Here is a 20,630-nt window from a genome sequence, read left to right on the forward strand (position 1 = left end):
GCGAGGTAAGACAAGGTGGGGCAGGCGTCGGCATCAAGCGCGGCGGGTACGCTGGCGGCATGACACCTCAAGCGCACATCAACGACGACCATCACCGCCTTTCTGCTCGCCATCTCTATTGGATGGGGTGGCGGATTGCGCGCATTGCTGAATTTTTGGATCTGCCACGGGCGACCGTCGATAGCTGGAAAAAGCGCGATGCCTGGGACGACGCCACGCCTACCGAGCGGGTAGAAGGGGCGTTGGAGGCGCGCCTGGTCCAGTTGATCTGGAAGGATCAAAAAGAAGGGAAGGATTTTAAGGAGATTGACCTGCTGGGCCGCCAGATCGAGCGGTTGGCTCGGGTACACAAGTACCAGGGCAGCGGTAAGGAGAGCGATCTAAACCCCAACATCGAACGCCGTAACGAAGGGCCGAAGAAGAAGCCCGCCCGCAACGATGTGGGCGATGAAGGCGTTATTCAGATTGTTGAAGCGTTCGAGGCTTCGCTATTCGATTACCAGCGCGGCTGGTATCGGGCGGGGCAGCATGAGCGCATCCGCAACCTGCTTAAGAGCCGCCAGATAGGGGCTACTTGGTACTTCGCCCGGGAAGCCATCGCCGATGCCATGGAGACCGGCAAGAACAAGATCTTCATGAGCGCGAGTAAGGCTCAGGCGCATATCTTCCGGCATTACATCGTGCAGTTCGTGAAGGAAGTCACCGGCGTCGAGTTGAAGGGCGACCCCATCATCCTCGCCAACGGCGCTGAGCTGCACTTTCTGGGTACCAATGCCAAGACGGCTCAGGGGTACCACGGCGACACCTACCTGGATGAATACTTCTGGATTCACGGTTTCGAGACGTTCCGCAAGGTGACGTCCGGCATGGCGATGCACAAGAAGTGGAAACAGACCTACTTCAGCACGCCATCCTCCGTGGCCCATGAGGCTTACCCATTCTGGACCGGTGATCGGTTCAACAAACGCCAGAAGAAAGCCGACCGGGTGAAGATCGACGTGAGCCACGCAGCGCTGAAGAGCGGCGCGCGCGGTCCGGATGGCCAGTGGCGGCAGATCGTCACTATCGAAGATGCTATTGCCGGCGGCTGTGACCTGTTCGACATCGACCAGCTGCGCCTTGAGTACAGTGATGACGAGTTTGCAAACCTGCTGATGTGCGAATTCGTGGACGACACGCAAAGCGCCTTCCCGCTGGGCATGATGCAGCGCTGCATGGTGGACAGTTGGGATGCCTGGCGGGATCTGAAACCGTTTGCGCCGAGACCTTATGGTGAGCATCCGGTGTGGGTGGGTTACGACCCGGCCGGCGATGGCGAGGATGGCGACGGTGCTGGCCTTGTCGTGGTCGCGCCGCCCAAAACGCTGGAGAGCAAGCACCGCATCCTGGAGCGACACCGTATTAAAGGCCGAGACTACGAGGCCCAGGCAGAATTCATTCGCAGCGTGACCCGCCGTTATAACGTGACCTTTATCGGTATCGATACGTCGGGCCTTGGGGAAGCCGTGGCCCAGCTGGTCGCCAAGTTTTTCCCCACCGTCACCCGGTACCGCTATACCCCCGAAATGAAGTCACGGTTGGTGATGCAAGCGCAGCAGATCATCAACAAGGGCCGCCTTGAATTTGATGCCGGCTGGGTGGATCTAGCCCAGTCGTTCATGGCGATCCGACGCGAGTTGACAGCCTCGGGCCGCCAGATGACTTACACCGCTGGGCGCAATAATCAAACCGGCCACGCTGACCTGGCGTGGGCCACCATGCACGCCTTACACAATGAACCTCTTGATGGTCCTGCCGATTACGGCACGGGCCGTTCCTTAATGGAGATGTACGGATGAGCGAAGCGGCAGTAGCGCCAAAGCCCCGGGTACGCGTGCCCGCTTACGATGTGACGAAAGCAGGCGAGACAGCCTCGCCGGCCAAGGCGGAAGCGTTCAGCTTTGGCGAGCCAACGCCGGTGATTGATGGTTATGATTTTTTCTACACCGGCTGTTGGATGCTGGGCAACGAGTGGTACGAGCCACCGGTAGACTTTCCCGCACTGGCCCAGACCTATCGCGCCACAGCGCACCATGGCTCAGCCATCCAAGTGAAACGTAATATCCTTGTGCGCTCATTTATTCCCCACCCTCTACTGAGCCGGCAAGCGTTTAGCGCGCTGGCCACCGACTACTTTGTGTTTGGGAATTGCTACCTTGAGAAGATCTTCGGCCGCCTGGGCAGGTTGCTGGCACTCAAACCAGCCCGCGCCAAGTACGTGCGACGGGGTGCTGACCTGAGCCGGTATTTCTGGGTACCCAATTGGTCCGATCGTAGCGAGTTCGACGAGGGCAGCATCATTCACCTGCTGGAACCGGACATCAACCAAGAAGTGTACGGCGTGCCCGATTACCTGGGCGCTCTTCAGTCGATCTACCTGAATGAAAACGCCACGCTGTTCCGGCGCAAGTATTACCTGAATGGATCTCATGCCGGCTTCGTGATGTATGTCTCCGATGCGGCCCATGATCAGACGGATATTGATGCCATGCGTACCGCGCTGAAAGAGTCGAAGGGCGTGGGCAACTTCCGCAACCTGTTTCTATACAGCCCCAACGGCAAGAAAGACGGCATCCAGATCATCCCGATTAGCGAGGTGGCGGCCAAGGATGACTTCGCGGCTATCAAGAACATCACCCGCGACGACCAGCTGGCCGGCCACCGCATCCCGCCGCAGTTGATGGGCATCGTGCCCAATAACACCGGCGGTTTTGGTGACGTGGAAAAAGCCGCCAAGGTGTTTGTCACTAATGAGCTGGAACCGGTGCAGGCGGTGTTCAGTGAGATCAACGATATGCTGGGGATAGACGTCATACGGTTCAGAGAATACTCGTTAGGCACAGCGCCGGAAGAACCCCCGATCATTTAAATCTGCCAACTATTACACGCCGCCCACCTGGGCGGTTTTTTTGTGCCTGGCACAACGCGCCGCCACCGCCAGCCCCCACGGCGCGCCATCGGACCCCCGCCCCGCCCGCGCGCTAAATGTGGTGGTTTTTATGCACCCTTGCAGCAGCGGCTCAGGCCGCGCCATTACTGGGCGGAGGGGCGGTTCGAATGGACTGTTTATTTATGCGTTTTCATGCAGAATTTTGCAGTTTTAAGAAATCATTGAGTATCTATCTGTGACCATGAAGTACCTTCGAATAAAACGTTTAGAGGATAATGATCAGCTTTTTTATGGATAGTTGAGGTATGTTCTGTAAATCCTATGTAACGTATTTCTCCGAGCCATCGAGGATTCATATCTATTGAAAATTTTTTCCCATTATCTATTTCAGAAATTATGTATAAATAACGTGCTACGCAAAAGCTTATGAAGTCGGCTATTTCAAAGAAAATGCTTTCTGTTGGCACGCAGAATTTTGGGTCAGGGGTTGGTAAGCCATGAGTTAAAAAAGGCCACATGAGTGTTAATCTTCCGCCCTCAAAGAGTTTTTTTGCCCAACCATCGCTTTGGGTTCTTTCGAAATGGATGTATGGGCAGTAGCCACTTGCTGTGGTTTCTCTAAGTGCCTGCATTATTAAGGGGTAGTAAACAATCTTTTTATGCTCTTTTTCAAGATTGTTTTTAACCGTTTTTGATGAGGTGTAAACAGCCGTGCTATTCCATATTTCAATATTTTTTTTGTTTTTCTTAAGAAGTTCGCCAATTTCTATTGAAATATCGATGACGTCTTTTTTGCTTAGATGCTTGAAATTTTCGCTGCTCTTTCTCTTTTTTTCGTTAAAAAATTCAAGATAGTGTAAGGTCCATGATGAGGGATGTTTGTGGGGAAGTGTTTTTCTTTTTATTTTGTAGAAGTCTCTTTTAAATCTGTCGTAGTGCTTTTTCTGAGTGGGTTCGCTTATCAAGGTGTAAGTGTAAATTTTTTTATCAGCAGACTGTCTAATAGCTTCATCACCAAATAGTTTAACGCTACCCTTGTGCTTTATGCGAGGTAAGTCTATAGAAACTGTAGTGTTGCAGAAAGTGCATTCGGTTTGAGTTGTTGAAGCTTGAAGTATCATGCCGTTTTTTAAAAAAAATGAGTCAATGGGTGTGCGTTTATCTAGCCATTTAGGTTGGAAGGTATGACCTCTACTGCATGTGAATTTCATTTTTCTTAAAAATTGAGGTAGAAAAATAACTTCTTGTTCAACACTTTTATAATACTTGCTTCTGAGGAATTTTAGTGAAGGGATATTTGCGGGGTGATTTTTATCGACACCAATTTTATGTGTCATTTCTACAGCGCTTTGGAAGTTTATTTTTTCTTTCATGAATATCTCCTTTTGTTAATATTGTAGTTTACGTGCTCTTTTTTTCATAGATGTCGATGGTAAGCTGTTGTATTCAAGTTTTTTTATAGTTGTATTAGCATAGATTTTGTGTGGTTAAGGTATTGAAATTTATGTTTAATTTGGATGTCTTGTAATCAGTAGGTCCCGGGTTCGACTCCTGGTGTCGGCACCATCAGAAGATGGTTAAAAGCAACACGTTAGAGAATTAGATTAAGCCGTCCGAAAGGGCGGCTTTTTTGTGCGTGCTATAAAAATAAACATAAAGAAGTAACTATAAAGGCAGGCATAACGCCTATTAGTTGGCGCGATGAGAACTGGTAAAAAAGATGAGTAAAGTGGGTGCTGAAAATGGCGGGCTAATAATTTAGCAGAGATTATCTAACATGGGTGATAAGGCCGTCCGTGGCCTGTCGCGCGTCCTTGATCCTTTCGCATATTGCTTTCCGAACCCTTCCATGGGCTGGCGCGACTCAAGTGAGCTACTGCGATCCGTAGCAGGTACGATTCTAACGGCTTTAGCAGGAAATGATGTAGTCTATCGCTGATATTTTTGTAAGCATTCTCTTACATTGATTCTGTATGGTGTTTTATTTCAATGGCTTATGGTCGTTATACTGGGTTTTTGATAAATAAAAAAATAGGCTTTCTGGTGGCTGCTTGACCATCATCTCCGACTTGGGCAGCGCTGGTGTTCATTTTTCCTACCTTGGCACCCCACAGCTGCAAAAATAGTAGTAGCGAAGCACCGTGGTCCAACTAATTTTCGTGAGTATGCAAGAAGGTTGTTTTAACCATCGCTTTATTCATTTTCAATGATTTGAATCGCTTTCACGCTATTACTTTCAGATTTATTTAAAAAATAGTTATATGAAAAAATTACGTAAATTAAATAATAAGGGAGATACGTTCTCTTTATGTCGTTGCTTACGGTAGAAATAAGCATTGTTAACCCTATATTGTGTTACCTTGGCGCCGTATTTTAATAACAACAAAACAACGTGGCGACAAAAATTAAAGATTTCCATTATCTATCATATCTCTTGAAATGGCTTTGGGGTTAGCTACGCTCAAATTACTCGATTGGTTAATCGAGTTAATGATTGATATGTTTTTGCCGAAAGCATGAAAAGGAGATGAATCATGGCTAATGATCGCAAAGATAATGGAATGAGCCGCGAACAGGCAGGACAGAAAGGTGTTGAAGCCACCTCAAAAACCCATGGTAAAGAATTTTATGAAGATATTGGCCATAAAGGTGGTCAAAAGAGCGGAGGTAACTTCGCTAATGATCCGGAGCGAGCTTCCGAAGCCGGTAAGAAAGGTGGAGAGAACAGCCACGGTGGTAATTCCTGATGACAGCCAACCAGGTTGATTAGGTTTTACATAACCACTTAGCTTAAACGTTGCCCCTTTGTAAATATGGCAGTAATAGCATCTGAGTGAGTTACTGCTTAAAGGGGAGTGTGCAGAGGCCTTCAGTGCTTAACTAAACGCGATCAGATATTCATCTGGTGGACTCGCAAGGAAGCGGTTTGTCTGGAAGGAGCCGTTAGTAATGAGGCTGATACTGCGCAACATTTAAGTCTGCTGCCAGGAAGTTTTCTTCCTGGCAGTTAATGTAGGGGAGGCAAAATGTTTCACCATTCAGCGAAACTGCAGTATCCAGTTAAAGTTGATAAACCTAACCCTGAGTTTTCCATGCTATTGCAGCAAGCTATTGGCGGCATTGAGGGTGAAATTCGGGTGGCGATGCAGTATTTCTTTCAGGCGATGAAGTCATGAAAGGGAGTATCGCCTGTTACGCTTTTGAGCACTTTGAAATCGCCAACTACAAGGCTTTAATTCAAACGGCGGAAAGTGCGGGCCATACGGGCGTCGCTCAAGTATGCAAAGAGATCCTTCAGGAAGAAATTGCCATGGCGGATCATCTGGAGTCTACGACCACACAATTTTTGCATCGTGCTGATGACGATGACCAGCGCGCTAAACGTTAAGCGTTATCTATCGAAATTCGTCTAACCTGCTACTTTTTAATGCACAAAAGAGCCGCCTAATGAGTGTAGGCGGCTTTGCTCGATTGGGGAAGGTGGTTTGTTAATCCCCGCCTTCTTTCCATGCCAGCTTTTCTACAGCAGGTCGCGTGGAATTGTAGACTCCCAGTTTTTGGAAAATACTCGATACTGCCCTTCATAAGCATCCATCTGGGCATGAATAATGAAGTCCGTTTCAGTGCAGCTCAGCACGGTCCGGGTATACACTTCTGTATGCCAGTCATCCCGCTGAAACGAGCTTTCCGTCATCGTCTCGCCACGTGCTGACGTAAAATCATTACCTACCGTGGTGTAATATTCGCGGGCGCACCGGTGAATCTCGGTACCAGTATCGTTAATGCGAAAGCACCCTTGGTCATTGATGACTTCCAACGTTGAACCCTTGGCCGCCAGATCTTGATGCAACAACCAATTATGTTTGCTGGGTGCCAAGTGAGTGATCTCAAGAGGCGGTGCCGACTGGGACGCTCCAAAATGCGTTAAGCCATCCCCATGATGGTCTGCGGTACGCACAGGTAGTTTAAGCACGCACTGGTTAAAGGTCATATTCACTTGGGCAGGCTTGGGAGGGAGCCAGGCAAGAGGCCAGTAAGAGGTTGAAATAGAAAGCCGTAATTGGTGTCCTGCGGGGAATTTCTGGGCAATACCGTTCATCTCTATCGTCACCCGGTAGGTGCGATGCGGTTCAAGCGGCGTTGGCTCTGCATTGCTATCACGGTGGGTAAGGTTTAACAGACCATAGGTGACGCGAGTTGCTTTCCCATCCGGCGCGACATCAGAAAGCCTGACTGCCAACATGGCCTGTGGCTGATTGCTGGAAACTTCCAACTCTAAAGAAGGCGTGCCAAAGATATTTAACGACTCGGTTAATGCATCTGTACTAAAAACAAGGGAGCCGCCGTCTTCTTCGCGCTGGTCGCCGGGTAAGTCAGGTGTCGCGGCGTAGGAGCACCATTTACCGGCTGACAAGCCAACGCTTAACGGCGACTGTAGTCCCATCGTGGCAGGCTCAACGTTAGGTTCAGACGTACCGATTGAGCAGGTTTGGGGAGTAAGCCGGTAAGGCGACAAGACGAAACACTGCTCTTGCAAATTACTCGATGGCCACTCGGACTCTGTCAACCAGCGGCCGGGTCTGTCTTCATAAGCGTTGTCAGGTGGTACGCTATCCTGCTCCCAGGCACGCAGCATGGGTTCATCCATAATGCCGTTGTCATCACCTTTCAGCCAATAATCCCACCAGCGCAGTGCTTCTTGTAAAAAACCAATGGCGGGCCCGGGTATTCCCTGGTGAGGGTACTTATGACCCCAGGGGCCAATTAAACCTTTACGCGGAACATCTAGATGCTCCATTAATCTGAAGACGGTATTGGTAAAACCATCGGCCCACCCACCAATCGCATAAACCGGGCACCGAATAGCATCATAATTTTCACACACTGAGCTGGTGGTCCAGTACGCATCCCTGCGCTGGTGGCGAAGCCACTTGTCAATCCAAAGGCCGCTGTCTTCCATGCGTTCATGCCACATGCCCCGCCAGCGGTCGCCCACTATCAAAGGATCCGGGGGTAGGGCGTTAAACGCCAGCATTACGGTCGCTTCCGATAAATTGTCTCCCAGTAGGCAGCCACCCATATAGTGCATATTGTCGGCATACAGGTCGTCGCTTGAGCAGAGGCTGATAATGGCTTTGAGAGCAGGCGGCTGTTTAGCAGCGACTTGCAGGCTATTAAAGCCGCCCCAGGAAATACCCATCATGCCGACATTGCCGTCGCACCAAGCCTGGCGGGCAATCCACTCGATCGCATCCACCGCATCAAGCTGCTCTTGCTGCGTGTACTCATCCGTTAATACGCCATCAGAGTCACCGCTACCGCGCATATCCACACGAACACACACATAGCCATGACCAGCAAGGTAAGGGTGATTGGATGCATCGCGGCCTCGCGTAATATCGCGCTTGCGGTAAGGGATGTACTCCATAAGCGCGGGAAAAGGCGACTCCGGGCTTGTCTCGGGGAGCCAGATGCGCGCGGCTAACTGCTTGCCATCACGCATAGGAATAAAGACGTTTTCTATCTCGCGGACGTTATAAGGAAAGTCGTTGATCACTTCCATGCTACCTCCTTTTAAAGATCCACTTTTTTGATCTCAAAATCTAAAAAATCCAAACAAAATTTATAATTCTCTTCGATCTCCTCGTGGTTGTTGCCAGTGATGTAAAGCGTGCCTAGTCGATAACAAAAACTGTCCTGATGCAGTAAATCGCCAAGGCGTTGGCCTAGCGCAACATCAAGGCATACATCTGTGTGCGGTAGGCGCTGTTGAAGCGCCTGTATGTTCTCTTGGCTGGGCACCCGCGTCACGATGCCATCTTCATGGGCGTAGGGAATAAAGCATTTTGCCGCCACAGGTGCCACGCCCTGACGATTTAATAGTGAAGGGCGTTGGCCCAAAGCGATATCGATGGCCACCTCATGGTTGGACATCCCGTCAACCAAAACAAATATTTCGCTATGCGACTGAGAAATACGCGTATTGACTTCGATCAGCCAGAGTTTGTCAGTTGCTTCGTCCCACATAAATTCAACATTAAAGCAGCCATTGTCGTAGCCAATATGGGTAAGAAACGCTTTAGCGGTTTCCACCATTCTGTGGTGGACGTGTTCTGGCAGATTGCTTGGGTACTCCAAGCGATCAAAAAGTGTTTGAGAGCCATCCGATTTCGGTTGGGAGATAATACCGTGCACGTTGAACTCGCCCTTAAAAAACGTACCTTCAGGGGCGGCTTGTACGCCCTTGACGATCTCTTCAACAATGCAGGAATTACCATCCAGCGCTTGAATCTCCTCTGGCAGGTCAGCATACGCAAGCGCTTCGTTAAAAGGGTCGCCCAATTGGCGAATGCCCATGCGTATTTCTTCAATTGCATGGTCGAACTGCGCCTGATTCTCCACCTTAAACCCCAGATGAGAAGAGAAGGCCTTTACTGGTTTTATCCAAAAGGGAAAGTCGAGGGTTACCTGGTCAATCGGATTATCTTTGAAAGGATCGACACCACAGAAGGCAGGCACCACATCAGGAATCACCTTTTTCTGCTCCAGGCGGCTCCAGAGCTTATGTTCACACGTTAAAACGCTCTTAATGGAAGGAGAAGGAAGGTCATAATGCTGGCAGAGGAGAGGAACTAGTACGCTGGTGGGAAAATCCCACTGCGCGATAATGCCATCTATTGACCCTGAGAAGCTGTCTAGTTGCGCCTTGGTCTCTTCAAAAAGCTGATTAAACGATAGCTCTTCAGCCTCAACCGCCGTATCCACACTAAGCAGTTCATGAATGTTTAATGCTTTTGCCTCACGCAAGGTTTCCATCGCATGACGCTGCTTATCCTCTAAAGCAACCACAAAAATATTACGTTTCATCATTATTCTCTCCGTGAATAAGGTCGTTCTCCTAATGCCGCATGATTAGCGTAAGACAGCTGGTAGTATTTATCCTTGATATGTTTAATTTAATAAAGTTCAATTCCGTATTTATTAGTTAACATGCTTATTAGATGCCTTTAAGATAATTGATCTTTGTTATGTGACCTAGTGGGATTCAGTTTGTTTATAAACGTAACGATTCTTTTCAAACCTACGTTGCCTGAAAAGAACGTACACCGGTAATTGGTGATATAAGCCAATGTAAAAATTAACAATTGTTAATTTTTTCCGGCTAATGAAATTAGTAATGTTCTTTATCCAAGTAGGGAAAATAAATAATTCTTGTTTATGTTTTTAACGTTGACTATATTTTTTTCGCCTTTCACCTTTTTTGGCTGTATTAATATTTTACCTTTTGGCTATCATGCATAACCTTCGTCTAACTACAGGGAGTGTAGAAATGGATAAGGTAATAGCTGGAAACTATAATGTTATGGACAGAAAAAGCTTTAACAGCGGCGCTGATGATTTCGACGTTCCAGATTTTGATATAACCTTGGAAAATATTCTGGGCTTGTATGGGGAGTTGGAACATGAATCTATAGAAAGTTTATACGCAATGCGTAAAAAACCGGTCGAGTTAAAGAGAAATCAAAAAATGTTTTCTTTATGTGATGGTCGGGCAGATATATTTGTAGTGAAAGAAGGGTGGGCGAGCCTTTGTCATGCTTCTGATAAACGAAGTCAAGACATATGTAATGTATTTATGCCGGGCGATATAATAGGCATTCGGGACAGCTTCTTTGAAAATCACGACATTATTATATTAGCGCTTACTAACTGTAAGCTGGAGAAAGTATCGGTGGAAGATATACATGAGCTTTTCAAAACCAATATGAGCGTTAGAAAAGCAATAATGTCTTATATCATGGTCAACGACAATATTACCATTGAACGATTAAGAAGCTGTACGCACCACCGTTCTGAAGAGCGTGTTGCTCATTTTTTATTAGAAATTTATGCACGATTCTGCTTCAAAGGGATGTTGAAAACTAATATTTACGCATTTCCTATTACTCAAGATGTAGTAGGTGAGCTATTAGGCATTACTAGTGTCCATGTTAGCCGCTGCATGACGGCACTGGAACAAAAGAAGTTTATTCGTAAAACGAGGAGTAGCATTAAGCTACTTAAGCCGGAGGAAATGGCAGCAGCAACAGGTTTTGATAGTGAGTTTATTTATGGCCATGTCCGTATAGAGTAACGTTATATTCGTGTTTTAGTAGCCGTATATTACGGGCTTTTTAATGAAAGAGTTACGATAGCTGATCAGTGAATCGTATTTTCTTTTGGCTGGTTTTTTTAAATTGTTGTCGTAGTTGGTCTTTTTTATTTGAATGTTGGTCGTTTAGCATGAAATTGCCACTTTCTAAAGCCCTCTCCACTGGAGAGGACTGTTGGCATGGCTTGGATAGCATGAAACCGCATGGCTGATTTGAATTTGGAAAGTGCGTTCAAGTCAGTGCTGAGAACCCCTTAAAGCGTCAATGTGATGGCAAGGATGTTTTCCATCGCCACGGCCTAAGCATGGAAGATGGTCAGGCATTCAAATAGCGAAAGATGGTTTTTAATAGAGAAAGAAGAGCTCTTTTTTCGAATTCGTACAAGCTTAAAGCTTGTTATCTATAGGGTTGGTGTTTTCAGTAAACTTTGGATATGTGTTATAATTAATTGGCGAGTTTGATGAAATTTTAGCCCATTAAAGAAGGTTGAAGCGTTAATAATCGCTTAAGCGATGTTGGTTTAATCCACGTTATAAAGGCTATGTTCTGCCTTGCAGAGACGTATAAGTTAGCTACCTTGTGATGGCAATGACCTTGATCTGAAATTTAATCATACAAGGAGTGGATTAGATGACAGTCAGCAATCTATCTTTTCATAATGTGACCGCCCATAAGCATTACAGCGAGTTAGCGGATTCGCCCTCTTCACAACATACGAAACTGTATGATCCCTATCCATCGCGCTTGGCACAGCCTCCTCAAGCACTTTGGCAGGCGCGTCAGGACGCCGTTGTAAAAGGGCATCACCTGGCAGGGCCTTTAAGCGAAACTCAACTGGATGAATTTGAACGTAAAGGCTTTTTGTTTATCCCGAATTTGATTAGCGGTAGTGAGCTTGATGAGCTGCGTGCTGAGATGCAGGCACTTATGAGTACGGATGATTACCGTGATAAAGACTTCAGTATTACCGAGCCTGAAAGTAATGAAATTCGTTCACTGTTTGCGGTACACCACCTTTCAGAACGCTTGGGCGCGCTGGCCAGAGATGAGCGCGTGGCAGGCGCCGCTCGGCAGTTGATTGGTGATGATCCTTATGTGCATCAGTCACGCATTAACTACAAGCCGGGGTTCGCCGGTAAGGGCTTTAACTGGCACTCGGATTTTGAGACCTGGCATGCTGAGGATGGTATGCCCGGCATGCATGCAGTAAGTGCGTCCTTGATCCTGACCGATAATCACGAATTTAATGGCCCGCTGATGCTGATTCCTGGCTCGCACAAGAAGTTTGTGCCCTGCCAGGGGGAGACGCCAGTGGATAACCATAAGCGTTCGTTGAAAGCGCAGGAAGTGGGCGTACCAAGCCCAGAGGCGCTCACTGAACTGGTCGCTGAGCACGGTATTGAAGCGCCGAAAGGTAAGGCGGGTGGGTTATTGCTGTTTGATTGCAATACACTTCATGCCTCAAACGCTAACTTGTCGCCGGACCCGCGCAGTAACGTGTTCTTCGTCTTTAACCGCCCCGATAATCGCTGCCGCGAGCCGTATGCGGCCCCGCAGCAGCGTCCGGACTTTCTGGCCCATGACCCAGGCCAGGAGTGGCGAGTCGATAAGTGATTGGGAGGATGAACGATAACCTCGTATTGGGTTGTGGAACATACACATAGGTAGGGTAAACTGTTGCGTCTGTCGTTAAGAACGCGGCACGTATAATGAGAAGGAGAGTACCCGCCATGCGTCTTGTTCCACAATTTACCGACGGTCAGGCATTTCCCCATGCATTGGGCAAAGTCGTGTGTGTTGGCCGCAACTATGCTGATCACGCGAAAGAGCTGGATAATCCCGTTCCCAGCGAGCCACTGTTATTTATTAAGCCTGCGACAAGTGTCGTGGATATAGAGCAGCCGCTGAGCCCGCCTTTTTCTCAAGGCGATGTGCACTATGAAACCGAACTTGCCCTGTTAGTTGGGGAAACCCTCACCCACGCGACGCCGGATGAAGCTGAACGTGCGATTGTGGGTATTGGGTTAGCGCTCGATTTAACGCTACGCGATGTACAAACGAAGCTGAAAGAGAAAGGCCACCCGTGGGAAATCGCCAAGGGTTTTGATGGGTCGTGCCCGCTATCCAAGTTCCTGCCACTAAGCCGAGTACCTAACTGGAATGCACTGGCCTTTACGCTGGAGGTTGATGGTGAAGCGCGCCAGCATGGGGAAGGTGCGGATATGATCTTTGCGATTCCCTCGCTGGTTGCGGAAATGAGCCGTCATTTCACGCTTGAGCCGGGCGATGTCATTTTAACCGGCACCCCCGCTGGTGTCGGTGAGTTAACTCGAGGCACATCACTGCGCTTAACGCTGACCGGCGGCCTGGAAGTGACAACCTCTGTTGCTGAATAAGCCAGCGTTGCATAGTGAAAGCGCCCCTTGGTCTTCCAGGGGGGACGCTTTCTATTGGTGCTGAAAAGTAAGGAAAAAAAGTAAGGCGGTAGCGTTACTCTAAATACGTATAGCCTTCCAGCCCTTCATGCAGGCTTGCCGCAAAGCTTTCCTGCTCTTGCTCTGAGAAACCGCTATTGACGATCTGCTCGGTCAGCTTTTGCATAAGTACCTTGGCATCAAAGTTGACGTAGGCCAGTACATCGGCAACGGTATCACCCGCCAGCGGGTTGGAAAGCACCCACTCGCCGTGCTCATTTAATGCAGCGTCAACCGAGTCGGTATCGCCGAACAGGTTATGCAAGTCACCCAGAATTTCTTGATAAGCCCCCACCAGGAAAAAGCCTAGCCAGCGCTCATCTTCCGAGGGCCATTCGGGCAGGGGCAGGGTGCTCTCCACACCTTGTCCATCAACGTAGCTGTCGATACGTCCGTCTGAATCGCAGGTAATGTCCTGAATGACAGCACGGCGCGTTGGGGTTTGATTCAACCCGCTTAATGGCAGCACCGGGAAGATCTGCTCAATGCCCCACACATCAGGCACCGACTGGAATAGCGAGAAGTTAACAAACAGCTTGTCAGCCAGCTTCTCGGCAAGCTCATCCATAATTTCGCGATGTGCACGATTGCGAGTATCCAACTGGCTGCGCAAACGAGCACAGGCTGCCAAATACAGGCGCTCGCCTTCGGCACGGGCATTGATATCGCTCAGGCCCAGCACAAACCTGTCCTGCAACTCGCTTACCGCCTGCAGGAGGTCGTGCCAAGCCTCGACCAGCATGCGCGGCTCCTGAGGCGTGGCAAGCTGGTCGAACACGCGCCAAAGGGCATCAACCTGTATATCGTCCTGAGGCACCTTCTCGGGCGGCGTATCATCAATGCGCTCTTCGCCAATCACATTGGTAATAAGCACCGCGTGATGGGCCGTCAACGCTCGGCCCGATTCACTGATTAAATGGGGCTGAGGTAGGTTGGACTCTTCGCACAGCTGAGCAAAGGCGCTCACGACGTTACGGGCATATTCGCGCATGGAGTAGTTGGCTGAGCAGTAACTGCGCGAGCGGGTGCCTTCATAGTCAATACCCAGGCCGCCGCCTACATCGACCGTATCAATCGGTGCGCCAAGGGTAATCAGGTTCTGATAAAAACGGGCACACTCACGCAGGCCGCGCTGAATGTCGCGGATATTGGCGATCTGCGAACCCAGGTGGAAGTGCACCAGTTGCAGGCTTGCCAAGGCTTCCTGGGCGCGCAGTGTTTCCACGACCTCAAGAATCTGGCTGGCGGTCAGGCCGAATTTTGACTTTTCGCCGCCAGTATTTTGCCACTTGCCCTTGCCCACCGAGGCCAGGCGCGCACGCAGGCCAATACGCGGTGTAACCTCCAGCTCCCGCGCTTCTTCCATGATCATCGCAAGCTCTGAGAGCTTTTCCACTACCAGGTAAACACGGTGGCCAAGCTTCTCGCCCAGCAGGGCAAGACGCACGTACTCACGGTCCTTGTAACCGTTACACACGATCAGCGATGACCCACCGCCCGAGAGAGCAAGCACGGCAAGAAGCTCGGGCTTACTGCCCGCTTCCAGGCCTACTCGGCCATTACCGCGCTCGGAAGTCGCCAGAATTTCCTCGACCACGCGGCGCTGTTGGTTGACCTTAATGGGGTAAACTGCGGTGTAGCCGCCCTGGTAGTCAATATCACACATGGCGGCATCAAAGGCGCCGCACAGCTGTTCAACCCGGTCGTGCAGAATATCGCTAAAGCGCACCAGAACAGGCAGGCGTAGGCCCGCCTCCTGCAACTGAATCACCAGCTCACGCAGGGGCAGGGTAGGGCCTTCGGCGTCGTTGCCCAAGGGGCGCACCAGCGCTTGGCCGTGGTCGTCTACATCAAAGTAGCCGCTGCCCCATTGGTCGATATTCCATGTGCGGCGAGCACTTAGTGCTGACCCACTTTGCGTTGCACTCATAAGTCAGCCTCAGGAAGAGGTAAGGCGCCATACGCAATGCGCGCGTTTAAGATGGTATGAAAACGCTCGGGGTCGTGAGGTGTTAAATCGTGAGCCGGTGGGTCAACGTAGACGACCAGTAGACGCGATAACCAATAGCGTAGCGCCGTCATGCGCAGCATCATCGGCCATACGTCACGCTCATCGACGGTGAGCGGTCGGCGTGCCAGGTAAGCCCCCAGCAAGGCATTATAGCGCTCTGCATTGAGCGTGCCGTCTTCATTTGATGTCCAGTCGTTAATCACGATGGCGAGATCAAACAGTAGATCACCAGTACAGCCATTATAAAAATCAATGATGCCGCCAAGCTGGTCGCCATCGAACAGCGTATTGTCGCGAAACAGGTCACCATGGATAGCCCCTTGGGGCAGCTGGGCGCATTGACTGAAGGCGCTTTCAAAATCCTCGACTTCGTTTTTCATTAATGCCTGATCATCAGGACTTAAGTACGCCAATACTTTATGGTGCATGGCCTGTAGCCAGTGCAAGTCGCGGGGGTTCGGGCGATGGCCGGAGAAGTGCTGTGAGATCACATGCAAACGGCCCAGCGTATCGCCAAGCGCTTGGCATTGCGCCAGATTAGGGGCGACGGGATGACGGCCCGGCATACGCGGAAATAGCAGAGCCGGTTTATCTGCCAGGCTGTGCAGTGCGATGCCATCGCGGTCGTGAACCGGGCCTGGCACTGGCAAGCGGTGCTCATCCAGGTAGTCCAACAGGTCGACGAAGAACGGCAGCTCTTCATGTTCACCTTGTTCAAACAGGGTGAGCACCAGTTCACGGCGCTGCGTGGTAACAAAAAAAGTTGAATTTTCGGTGCCGCCCGCGACTCCTTGCAGAGACACAAAGCCACCAACATCAAAGTTGTCTAGAAACGTAGCGACCTGTGCGTCGCTAAGCGGGGTGAATACAGCCATGAAAGTCTCGCCCAGGTTGCTAAGCTGATTATTGTAGCGGCTTGCTGGCTGAGTTGGCAGCGTTGTTAAGCGCTTAGGCGTATTTGTATCCGCCAGTTTATTTCAGCCGCTGGCGCTTAGCGCGTATCATGAGCCTATACTTTTTTTGCAATGGATATTGGTTATGGCCCGTGCCCCGATCGTGCTCGTCGATGGTTCCTCGTACTTGTATCGTGCCTTCCACGCGCTGCCGCCGTTAACAACCTCTAATGGCCAACCGACGGGAGCCGTTAAGGGCGTGCTGAACATGCTCAAACGGCTCATAAAGGATTATCCGCAAAGCCCGATGGCGGTGGTGTTTGATGCGCCGGGAAAAACCTTCCGTGATGAGCTCTTTGAAGACTACAAGGCGCATCGCCCACCGATGCCGGATGATTTACGCAGCCAGGTCGCCCTACTGCATGCCTGCGTAAAGGCGCTTGGCTTGCCGCTTTTATGCATTGACGGCGTTGAGGCGGATGACGTGATAGGTACTCTGGCGCACCGTGCCACGCAGGCGGGTCGGGATGCAGTGATCTCCACCGGCGATAAAGATATGGCGCAGCTGGTGAATGCGCATATCACGCTGGTCAATACCATGAAAGATGAAACCCTGGATGAGGCCGGCGTGGAGGGCAAATTTGGTCTGCCGCCTTCTCTCATTATCGATTACCTCGCCTTGATGGGCGACAAGGTCGATAACATCCCGGGCGTGCCGGGCGTGGGCGAGAAAACCGCCTTGGGGCTGCTGCAAGGAATGGGCGGCGGGCTGGACACCATTTACGGGGATTTAGAGCGGGTTAAAACGCTCTCGTTTCGTGGGGCCAAAACGTTATCCAAAAAGCTTGAAGAGCACCGTGAGCAGGCCTATCTCTCCTACCAGCTCGCCACCATCAAAGTCGACTGTGACCTGCCGGTTGGGCTGGATAATTTGGACATCGCCCATCCGGATCGCGAACAGCTGGTTTCGCTTTATAAAGAGCTTGAATTCAGACAGTGGCTGGCTGAACTGCTGGAGGGAAATGATGAAGGCGTGGATGACGTAAAAGGCGGCGAACCGGTACCTGAAGATACTGAGGAAACCAGTGATGCGCAGCCAGACAGCCGTCAAGAGCGCCAGGACCATGTCATCGTTGAGCAAAGCGAATTGGACGCTTGGCTCAAGCGCTTAAAAAGCGCCAAGCGGTTCTGTTTTGACCTGGAAACGACCAGCCTGAATTACATGGAAGCCGAAATTGTGGGAATTGGCCTGGCGCTCGACGCCGGTGAAGCGGCCTATATTCCGCTGGCCCACGACTATTTGGATGCTCCCGCTCAGTTGGATAGAGCCAAGGTTTTAGCTGCGCTTAAGCCGTTGCTTGAAGATCAAAAGACCATCAAAATTGGCCAGAACCTCAAGTACGATATTTCCGTATTGGCCAACTACGACATTATCGTTGCTGGACCGCTGGCCGATACCATGCTGGCCTCTTATGTATTGAATTCCACGGCTACGCGCCACGACATGGATTCGCTGGCACTTAAATACTTGGGCGAGAAAACCACCTCGTTTGAAGAGATCGCCGGTAAAGGCGCCAAGCAACTGACCTTTAACCAGATAGCGTTAGAGCAGGCAGCACCTTATGCCTGTGAAGACGTCGATATCACCCTGCGCTTGTACGATGTGTTGCGCCCGCAGGTAGACAAAGAGGGGCGCCTGGCCCAAGTGCTGGATCGCCTGGAGCTGCCGCTGATCAAGGTGATTTCCCGTATTGAGCGTAACGGCGTGGCGATAGATGCCGAACGTCTACACACGCAGAGCCAACAGCTGGATAAGCGCATTCGTGAACTGGAAATTGAAGCATTTGACTTGGCTGGGCGTGAATTTAATCTGGGTTCGCCCAAGCAGTTAGGCGAAATTCTGTTTAATGAGCTGAAGATTCCTGTTCTTAAGAAAACGCCTAAAGGCGCACCTTCAACGGCCGAAGCGGTGCTTGAGGAGCTGGCGCTGGATTATCCGCTGCCCAAGGTAATCATGGAGCATCGCGGGCTTTCCAAGCTGAAGTCTACCTACACCGATAAGCTGCCGCGCTTGATTAACAAGGTAAATAACCGGGTACACACCAGTTACCATCAGGCGGTCACCGCCACCGGTCGTCTCTCTTCATCGGATCCGAACTTGCAGAACATTCCGATCCGTACCGAGGAGGGGCGCAAGATTCGCCAGGCATTTATTGCTCGGCCTGGCTATCGCATCGTCGCCGCCGACTACTCGCAAATTGAGCTGCGCATTATGGCGCACCTTTCAGAAGACAAGGGCCTGTTGGACGCGTTTGCCGAAAATCGCGATATTCACACGGCCACCGCCGCGGAAGTCTTCGGCACCGCGCTGGACAAAGTGTCAAGTGAGCAGCGGCGCAGTGCTAAAGCGATTAACTTCGGGCTGATTTACGGTATGAGCGCGTGGGGCCTTGCGCGCCAGCTGCATATCGAGCGCAATCAGGCGCAAACTTATATCGACCGCTACTTTGACCGCTACCCTGGCGTGGCTCGCTATATGGACCGGATTCGCACCCAGGCAGCGGAAGATGGGTTTGTGGAAACCGTGCTGGGGCGCCGCCTGTACCTGCCGGAAATTCACTCGCAAAACCGCAACCGCCGTCAGGGGGCCGAGCGTACCGCGATCAACGCGCCCATGCAGGGCACCGCCGCGGATATCATCAAACAGGCCATGATCGACGTGGATGCCTGGCTTGCAGAGGGCGAATTCGATGCGCTGATGGTCATGCAAGTACATGATGAACTGGTGTTTGAGGTGAAAGAAGAGCAGGTGGAAGCGTTTATTGGTGAAGTGCAAACGCGTATGCAAGCCGCCGCCGAGCTTAAAGTCCCGCTTATTGTCGAAGCCGAAAGCGGGGTTAATTGGGATGAAGCGCATTAAAAAGTAAATAGTGCTCACATGAAAACGGCCCGCCAAATGGCGGGCCGTTTTGTGTGCGTGGGGAGGGCTTAGCGCCAGCCGACGCGGTCAAAAATACGAATGGCTTCGGGATTATTCTCACCCAGCACATTAATATTCAGTTCATCCTTTTTGAAGTCACCCCATGACTCTAATACCGGGTCTTTCTTGACACCGTCGACGACCGGGAACTCATAGTTACGCTCGGCGAAGATTTCCTGGGCGCCATCAGACGATAAGAACTCCAGGAATTTAATGCCGTTTTCAGGGTTTTGCGCATTGGCTACCAGGCCTGCACCGCCAACGTTAACGTGGGTGCCACGGTCGTTCTGGTTGGGGAAAATTACCCCCACCTTGCGCGCTGCTTCACGGTCAGACTCGCTGTCGGAATGGAGCATACGAACATAGTAGTAGTGGTTGGCAACGGCCAAGTCACACTCGCCACTGGCGACCCCAAGAATCTGGTCAGTATCGCCACCTTCCGGGTTGCGCGCCAGGTTGTTAACCACGCCCTGGGCCCACTCTTCTGCACCCTCTTCACCGTGATGCTCAATCATGGACGCTAACAATGACTGGTTATAGATGTTGTTGGAGGAGCGAATGCACAGCTGGCCTTCAAACCGAGGATCGGCTAAATCTTCGTAGCTTTCGATTTGGCTGGGGTCAACGTTGTCGCGGTTATAGAGGATTACCCGAGCGCGCTGGCTAAAGCCAAACCATAAATTGTCAGGGTGGCGCATTGACTCCGGCAGACGCTCGCTCAGTACCTCAGAATCCACGCTTTGGAACAGGCCATCCTGCTCGGCGCGCCATAAACGGCCCGCATCGACCGTCAGCATGACGTCGGCGGGGCTGGCAATGCCCTCACGCTGCATGCGCTCCATCAGTTGGTCGGAGTCGCCTTCCAGAACGTTCACTTCGATGCCCGTCTCGTCGGTGAACGCTTTATAGAGGGTTTCATCCGAATCGTAGTGGCGGGCAGAGTAAATGTTAACCGCATCGGCAAGTGCTGTGCCTGATACAGCAGCGCCCGCAAAAATGGCGGCGATAGAGACTGAAAGACGTGTTGTTTTCATATGGTTAGCGTCCTAAATGATTATGAGAATAAGTTGCATTAAGTTTTAATATTGAATACTTTCGCAGTACCTGCGTCAAGGGAAAAAGAACAAGGTGTTCGTGGTTGTGCAACCCTGCGTGCATATCAAGCGAATGAAAAATACAATGGCGTTGAT

The 20,630-nt window shown here is 50.6% G+C and carries 15 protein-coding genes; 9 read left to right on the forward strand and 6 right to left on the reverse strand.

The annotated features are described in order from the left end of the window. Positions 1-59: 59 nt before the first annotated feature. Both ACT3RU_RS07040 and ACT3RU_RS07045 read left to right on the forward strand, forming a co-directional pair. Positions 60-1,838, forward strand: coding sequence for a terminase large subunit domain-containing protein (locus tag ACT3RU_RS07040; protein ID WP_483392641.1), 1,779 nt, complete (start codon positions 60-62; stop codon positions 1,836-1,838). Continuing rightward, complete coding sequence (locus ACT3RU_RS07045; protein ID WP_483392642.1) at positions 1,835-2,908, forward strand: phage portal protein; 1,074 nt, start codon at positions 1,835-1,837, stop codon at positions 2,906-2,908. Before ACT3RU_RS07040 ends, ACT3RU_RS07045 begins: the two co-directional genes overlap by 4 nt. Positions 2,909-3,147: 239 nt before the next feature. Here ACT3RU_RS07045 and ACT3RU_RS07050 read toward each other — a convergent pair whose 3' ends face one another. Next, positions 3,148-4,302 carry a hypothetical protein gene (locus ACT3RU_RS07050; RefSeq protein ID WP_483392643.1) on the reverse strand — a complete coding sequence of 385 codons (1,155 nt, stop codon included), beginning with the start codon at positions 4,300-4,302 and terminating at the stop codon, positions 3,148-3,150. A gap of 1,161 nt (positions 4,303-5,463) precedes the next feature. Here ACT3RU_RS07050 and ACT3RU_RS07055 point away from each other — a divergent pair. The 3 genes from ACT3RU_RS07055 (at position 5,464) to ACT3RU_RS07065 (ending at position 6,317) form a co-directional block, all read left to right on the forward strand. Then, positions 5,464-5,676 (forward strand): con-10 family general stress protein, encoded by a 213-nt coding sequence (locus ACT3RU_RS07055; RefSeq protein ID WP_192527571.1) that lies wholly within the window; start codon positions 5,464-5,466, stop codon positions 5,674-5,676. A 279-nt stretch (positions 5,677-5,955) separates the two neighbouring features. Further along, positions 5,956-6,105 (forward strand): manganese catalase family protein, encoded by a 150-nt coding sequence (locus ACT3RU_RS07060; protein WP_225733815.1) that lies wholly within the window; start codon positions 5,956-5,958, stop codon positions 6,103-6,105. Continuing rightward, on the forward strand, positions 6,102-6,317 hold the full coding sequence (locus tag ACT3RU_RS07065; RefSeq protein ID WP_225733816.1) for a DUF892 family protein: 216 nt from the start codon (positions 6,102-6,104) through the stop codon (positions 6,315-6,317). The genes ACT3RU_RS07060 and ACT3RU_RS07065 overlap by 4 nt, the downstream gene beginning before the upstream one ends. A gap of 132 nt (positions 6,318-6,449) precedes the next feature. On the opposite strand, the gene ACT3RU_RS07070 is transcribed toward ACT3RU_RS07065, so the two are convergent. Together ACT3RU_RS07070 and ACT3RU_RS07075 are read right to left on the reverse strand one after the other, a co-directional pair. Next, positions 6,450-8,492 (reverse strand): CocE/NonD family hydrolase, encoded by a 2,043-nt coding sequence (locus ACT3RU_RS07070; protein WP_192527572.1) that lies wholly within the window; start codon positions 8,490-8,492, stop codon positions 6,450-6,452. Between the two features lie 11 nt (positions 8,493-8,503). Further along, the gene (locus ACT3RU_RS07075) at positions 8,504-9,799 is read right to left on the reverse strand and encodes an ATP-grasp domain-containing protein (protein ID WP_225733817.1); all 1,296 of its coding nucleotides are present in this window, start codon (positions 9,797-9,799) and stop codon (positions 8,504-8,506) included. 460 nt (positions 9,800-10,259) lie between these two features. Here ACT3RU_RS07075 and ACT3RU_RS07080 point away from each other — a divergent pair, with 460 nt between their 5' ends. From ACT3RU_RS07080 to ACT3RU_RS07090, 3 genes are all read left to right on the forward strand, one after another. Further along, the gene (locus tag ACT3RU_RS07080) at positions 10,260-11,063 is read left to right on the forward strand and encodes a Crp/Fnr family transcriptional regulator (protein WP_192527573.1); all 804 of its coding nucleotides are present in this window, start codon (positions 10,260-10,262) and stop codon (positions 11,061-11,063) included. A 649-nt stretch (positions 11,064-11,712) separates the two neighbouring features. After that, entirely contained in the window at positions 11,713-12,696 is a 984-nt protein-coding gene (thpD, locus tag ACT3RU_RS07085; protein WP_192527574.1) for an ectoine hydroxylase, read from the forward strand. A gap of 116 nt (positions 12,697-12,812) precedes the next feature. Continuing rightward, entirely contained in the window at positions 12,813-13,478 is a 666-nt protein-coding gene (locus ACT3RU_RS07090; RefSeq protein WP_087105830.1) for a fumarylacetoacetate hydrolase family protein, read from the forward strand. A gap of 94 nt (positions 13,479-13,572) precedes the next feature. Here ACT3RU_RS07090 and speA read toward each other — a convergent pair whose 3' ends face one another. After that, the gene (gene speA / locus ACT3RU_RS07095; protein ID WP_192527575.1) at positions 13,573-15,486 is read right to left on the reverse strand and encodes a biosynthetic arginine decarboxylase; all 1,914 of its coding nucleotides are present in this window, start codon (positions 15,484-15,486) and stop codon (positions 13,573-13,575) included. Further along, on the reverse strand, positions 15,483-16,442 hold the full coding sequence (locus tag ACT3RU_RS07100; RefSeq protein WP_483392644.1) for a homoserine kinase: 960 nt from the start codon (positions 16,440-16,442) through the stop codon (positions 15,483-15,485). Before ACT3RU_RS07100 ends, speA begins: the two co-directional genes overlap by 4 nt. A gap of 163 nt (positions 16,443-16,605) precedes the next feature. On the opposite strand from ACT3RU_RS07100, the gene polA reads away from it, so the two are divergent. Then, positions 16,606-19,380: a DNA polymerase I gene (gene polA / locus ACT3RU_RS07105; RefSeq protein WP_192527577.1), complete on the forward strand. Its 2,775-nt coding sequence runs from the start codon at positions 16,606-16,608 to the stop codon at positions 19,378-19,380. Positions 19,381-19,448: 68 nt separating this feature from the next. Here polA and ACT3RU_RS07110 read toward each other — a convergent pair whose 3' ends face one another. After that, on the reverse strand, positions 19,449-20,474 hold the full coding sequence (locus tag ACT3RU_RS07110; RefSeq protein ID WP_192527578.1) for a Fe(3+) ABC transporter substrate-binding protein: 1,026 nt from the start codon (positions 20,472-20,474) through the stop codon (positions 19,449-19,451). Positions 20,475-20,630 lie beyond the last annotated feature (156 nt).

This window comes from Halomonas sp. TP35 (assembly GCF_052375975.1).
GTDB lineage: Bacteria > Pseudomonadota > Gammaproteobacteria > Pseudomonadales > Halomonadaceae > Vreelandella > Vreelandella citrativorans.

Coding starts and splice junctions, on each gene's coding strand:
- ACT3RU_RS07100 (WP_483392644.1), bottom strand. CDS start 16,442: ATGGCTGTATTCACCCCGCTTAGCGACGCACAGGTCGCTACGTTTCTA.
- ACT3RU_RS07065 (WP_225733816.1), top strand. CDS start 6,102: ATGAAAGGGAGTATCGCCTGTTACGCTTTTGAGCACTTTGAAATCGCC.
- ACT3RU_RS07055 (WP_192527571.1), top strand. CDS start 5,464: ATGGCTAATGATCGCAAAGATAATGGAATGAGCCGCGAACAGGCAGGA.
- ACT3RU_RS07050 (WP_483392643.1), bottom strand. CDS start 4,302: ATGAAAGAAAAAATAAACTTCCAAAGCGCTGTAGAAATGACACATAAA.
- ACT3RU_RS07045 (WP_483392642.1), top strand. CDS start 1,835: ATGAGCGAAGCGGCAGTAGCGCCAAAGCCCCGGGTACGCGTGCCCGCT.
- ACT3RU_RS07040 (WP_483392641.1), top strand. CDS start 60: ATGACACCTCAAGCGCACATCAACGACGACCATCACCGCCTTTCTGCT.
- speA (WP_192527575.1), bottom strand. CDS start 15,486: ATGAGTGCAACGCAAAGTGGGTCAGCACTAAGTGCTCGCCGCACATGG.
- thpD (WP_192527574.1), top strand. CDS start 11,713: ATGACAGTCAGCAATCTATCTTTTCATAATGTGACCGCCCATAAGCAT.
- ACT3RU_RS07080 (WP_192527573.1), top strand. CDS start 10,260: ATGGATAAGGTAATAGCTGGAAACTATAATGTTATGGACAGAAAAAGC.
- ACT3RU_RS07075 (WP_225733817.1), bottom strand. CDS start 9,799: ATGATGAAACGTAATATTTTTGTGGTTGCTTTAGAGGATAAGCAGCGT.
- ACT3RU_RS07060 (WP_225733815.1), top strand. CDS start 5,956: ATGTTTCACCATTCAGCGAAACTGCAGTATCCAGTTAAAGTTGATAAA.
- ACT3RU_RS07110 (WP_192527578.1), bottom strand. CDS start 20,474: ATGAAAACAACACGTCTTTCAGTCTCTATCGCCGCCATTTTTGCGGGC.
- ACT3RU_RS07090 (WP_087105830.1), top strand. CDS start 12,813: ATGCGTCTTGTTCCACAATTTACCGACGGTCAGGCATTTCCCCATGCA.
- ACT3RU_RS07070 (WP_192527572.1), bottom strand. CDS start 8,492: ATGGAAGTGATCAACGACTTTCCTTATAACGTCCGCGAGATAGAAAAC.
- polA (WP_192527577.1), top strand. CDS start 16,606: ATGGCCCGTGCCCCGATCGTGCTCGTCGATGGTTCCTCGTACTTGTAT.